General features: G+C 40.5%; 5 protein-coding genes. 1 reads left to right on the plus strand and 4 read right to left on the minus strand.

Annotation, left to right across the window (positions count from 1 at the left end; genetic code table 11):
• From tssJ to B4K11_RS10135, 3 genes are all read right to left on the minus strand, one after another.
• A partial coding sequence (tssJ, locus tag B4K11_RS10125; protein ID WP_292959358.1) for a type VI secretion system lipoprotein TssJ occupies positions 1 to 233 on the minus strand: 233 nt, incomplete at its 3' end.
• Between the two features lie 114 nt (positions 234 to 347).
• The gene (locus B4K11_RS10130) at positions 348 to 863 is read right to left on the minus strand and encodes an Hcp family type VI secretion system effector (RefSeq protein ID WP_292959359.1); all 516 of its coding nucleotides are present in this window, start codon (positions 861 to 863) and stop codon (positions 348 to 350) included.
• Between the two features lie 164 nt (positions 864 to 1027).
• Positions 1028 to 1795: a hypothetical protein gene (locus B4K11_RS10135; RefSeq protein WP_292959360.1), complete on the minus strand. Its 768-nt coding sequence runs from the start codon at positions 1793 to 1795 to the stop codon at positions 1028 to 1030.
• Positions 1796 to 2022: 227 nt separating this feature from the next.
• On the opposite strand from B4K11_RS10135, the gene B4K11_RS10140 reads away from it, so the two are divergent.
• Entirely contained in the window at positions 2023 to 2559 is a 537-nt protein-coding gene (locus B4K11_RS10140; RefSeq protein ID WP_292959361.1) for a hypothetical protein, read from the plus strand.
• Positions 2560 to 2885: 326 nt separating this feature from the next.
• On the opposite strand, the gene B4K11_RS10145 is transcribed toward B4K11_RS10140, so the two are convergent.
• Positions 2886 to 3368 (minus strand): glutaredoxin family protein, encoded by a 483-nt coding sequence (locus tag B4K11_RS10145; protein WP_292959362.1) that lies wholly within the window; start codon positions 3366 to 3368, stop codon positions 2886 to 2888.
• Between the last annotated feature and the right edge of the window lie 148 nt (positions 3369 to 3516).

Raw genomic sequence — 3516 nt, forward strand, 5'->3', positions numbered from 1 at the left:
AAGCTGGCTTCATTAAAATCAACTTCTTTACGTAACTGGTAAATACGAATCACAGTCGGAGAGGGACGACCAGACAGATCCATATTGGTTAAAGGGTGAGCATATATAGCAAGTGTAACGATACCCGCCGGTGGCTTTTCTTCTGTCATATTCACCGACACACAACCCGTTAAAGAGAGAACCAACATAAGACAAAACAACTGCCTAAAAAATCTCTCTACTCCCTGCAACATATACTAACTCCTTTAGCTAATTCCATTTAAAACGATCTAATACACAAAAGGCCGTCAGATCTGCGGCTAAGTGCAGATCGACAGCCAAATAAAAACTTAATTTAAAAACAGAAATTAAGTTTTCGGAGCACGCCAGTCATCAGAACCAGACGTACCAGCTACTTCATGTGTCCAAGAGATTTTTCGATATGTGAACGAAATATCTTCCATGTGAGTGAAGTGCGCCATATTAGGATCCTGACAATTAGGCATACTTGCCTTAATATCAACAATCATTGCGTCTTCAAGCTCATGTGTGAAGTAGTGTTCCTGCTGACCTGTCATAGAAGTGCGGTACCACTTCAAAACGATCTTAGGAAGACGTTCACCACTTGTCAGTGCTTCATAAAGTTTTGGCGAAGACTTGTCATAAATTTTGTTTATAACCAATGCGTCATGAACACGCTGTCCACTAGGCTGTCCACTTTGCGGATCACGTGGGATCAAGATCTGGTGCTGAAAGCCCTGAACTGTAATCTCATTTTCGTGATCTTCCTGAAAACGGTTACCCATGGAATCCATGCTGTTAGCGCCTTCAGTGATGTTGCCCTGAGTTTCACCCTCAATGGACATATAACCTGGAGTTGGCATATATCTCTCCTTAGATTTTGTGGTTTAAAAAAGTAACCTTACCTATTCAAACCCCGTGCCAACTTTCAAAAACAGCTAAACCCCTAGTCTAGATAAAGTTAGCCTGCTCTCAACCCATCATCTAAACAGGCATAACGAGCACAAAACCGCTCACATGGGCAGTTTTAAGCGCCGCCCAACTGCTCCAATAAGCGATCCTTGAGCAAAAACGGCATACCCTCAATACCTTCGACATCCACCAGCTCCTCAAAAGAGGAGCCACCAGACAGCTGAGACACCATACCTACCAATGTATCTTGGGGACGAAACGCAGGAACAATAGATGTTAAAACCACATAAGGAAGATCGCCTGATATTTCAGGTAGTATCTCAATTGATACCTCATAGCCAAGACCGGCCAGCATTCGCTTCAATTCAGGGCTCTGTTCAAATAGCAGCCAAACAGTTAACGCGCGAACAACAAATGGGGAAACCTCCTCATAGCGCAATTCTTCTGACTCAATACGATCTGTAATCAAATCCCTTAAATCATAACTACAGTCATAACTTAAAACCCATCGAACAGGCGTAGAGAAAATCAAAGGTGAGGAAGAACCAGCCAGGACTTCAGAATAACACCAAGGCGTCAGTGATAACTTATTATGAATAGCAGATAAGGGTGTTGAGAGCTTTGCAGACAATCCAAAAGCGTCACGCATGACAGCCTTGTATCGCTCTTCCAACAAAGAGAAGTTTTTTTCCGCTCCAACCACCTTGTCACGTGAAGCGCTCTGCATAAACTCGCCTAATACTTTACGCGGTGCGCACAAAGCCGTTAGCGTCTTAGTATATGCGCGCAAATCTTCACTCAGCATGGAACCAATCTTTTGAGATTGCTCACGCAAAGCCGACATATCTTCGAACTGAATTTCCTTAATTGGCGTCACTAACATCCCTATCCACCATAACTACAATAAAAAAACAAAAGCCAGTCTACTTATTTATGAAGAAAAAACAAATATTTTAAAATACACAAAATTAAAGTGAGAATATTTATTCTCACTTTAAAAATAATGCGCATAAAAGCCCCCATTAAATAGAAAAGCTCCATTAAAATTCAGGCATACAAATTGCTTTATTATATTTATTAGGGATATTTTTAATTTAAGGAATTATAAAAATGCGTCACTTTCTTTTAACCATATCTAGTGTTGCTTTAAGCTCTATTCTTGTAAGTCAGCCCGCTTTTGCACAAAGCGCTCCCTCTTCTATTCCAAGTACCCGATACAATAGTCAAATTAATGCGTCTGACTATGTTGTAACGCAAGAGCAAAAAGGTAAGTGGGCAGTTAACTGTAGGCAAAGAATAAACCCGGAAGCCGGTGATAAGCGCTGTAGCGCAACCGATGGACGCCAAATTCTCAAGTTTAAAACCACAGCTCCCGCGCCAGCCGTTGCCTTTGAAAAGGCTGTAACACTAGAAAATGGCTATATACTGCAACTTGCAGCTTTCTCTTCGCAGCAAAGCGCACTTAAATTCCAACAAACCTATCCTTCAATACCGACACAGGTCATCTCAACGACCGTTCAAAATATCAAAATGTTCAATGTCATCACGCCTGTGATTGAAAACTTTAACTTGGCACAAAGCCATGCGGAGAAAACATCACAAGTACTAGGCTACCTGCCTTGGATAAGAACAACGGATTCTATTTAAGATTGATAGGAAATTACGGACAGGTAATATAAAAGATAATGGGTACATTCTTTTATTGCGACGCTATAAATATGACTTTAAATATTCATGACAATGCTATTAAAGACCTTACAAGGTCTTTAGCCTAACTGAAAACACCTTAACGATTAGAAATAGTAATATTTATTGAATCGAATTCATTAGTTATGATGATGCATCCTAACAATCAACATTATTCATCTAAAAAGGAAACCATTTAAAATGGCGGTTTCTGCTAAAAAAAACATTTACTAAGAAGATAAGACGCGCCCGATAAGGCGACTATATCGCTATACTTTAGCGCTTAATTAACGGTAAATTTGCTCAAACCCTCCAACACTGAAGCCGTTCATTCTCTTCCTACCAACCAAAATAACCGGGACACCTTTAGCCCCTAACGCATCGTATTCTTCACGTGCTTTTCTACTTTTCTCAATATCATATTCTGTAAAGGCGATATTATTCTTAGAGAAGTACTTTCTCGCTTTTGCACAGTAACCACACCAACTTGCTGAGTACATAATGACATTTTTCTTAGTCGAGAATGCATTCTGAGCTGACTCACTACTATCAGCAACTGAGGAGCGGGGTGATGCCGAACTATACGTGACCGTCTTGAGACTATTTACCTTAATCGGCACAACTTCAACAGTCTGCCCTTTAGCTTTCCGATCGCTGAAATGAACCCGCCCATTCTCATCCACCCACTTATAGATCTCAGCAGAGAGTTCACCACAAGCTAAAGCAGAAAGTATCAGCAAACTCGATAAGAAAGACTTTAACGTTTTCATACGACTCATTCCTTGAGAGTAAGAGAGAACTTAAACTATCGCTTTATTTTATGAGACTATCAAGCGTATGGATTCGAGTTTACTCGTGAGAATGCACCCACTGTACGAGATAAATCAGAATAAACGGCAAATAGAATCTAGGCTTTCT

The sequence above is a fragment of the Neptuniibacter sp. UBA6509 genome (genome assembly GCA_002435145.1).
Taxonomy (GTDB): domain Bacteria; phylum Pseudomonadota; class Gammaproteobacteria; order Pseudomonadales; family Balneatricaceae; genus Neptuniibacter.

Coding starts and splice junctions, on each gene's coding strand:
- B4K11_RS10130 (WP_292959359.1), bottom strand. CDS start 863: ATGCCAACTCCAGGTTATATGTCCATTGAGGGTGAAACTCAGGGCAAC.
- B4K11_RS10140 (WP_292959361.1), top strand. CDS start 2,023: ATGCGTCACTTTCTTTTAACCATATCTAGTGTTGCTTTAAGCTCTATT.
- B4K11_RS10135 (WP_292959360.1), bottom strand. CDS start 1,795: ATGTTAGTGACGCCAATTAAGGAAATTCAGTTCGAAGATATGTCGGCT.
- B4K11_RS10145 (WP_292959362.1), bottom strand. CDS start 3,368: ATGAAAACGTTAAAGTCTTTCTTATCGAGTTTGCTGATACTTTCTGCT.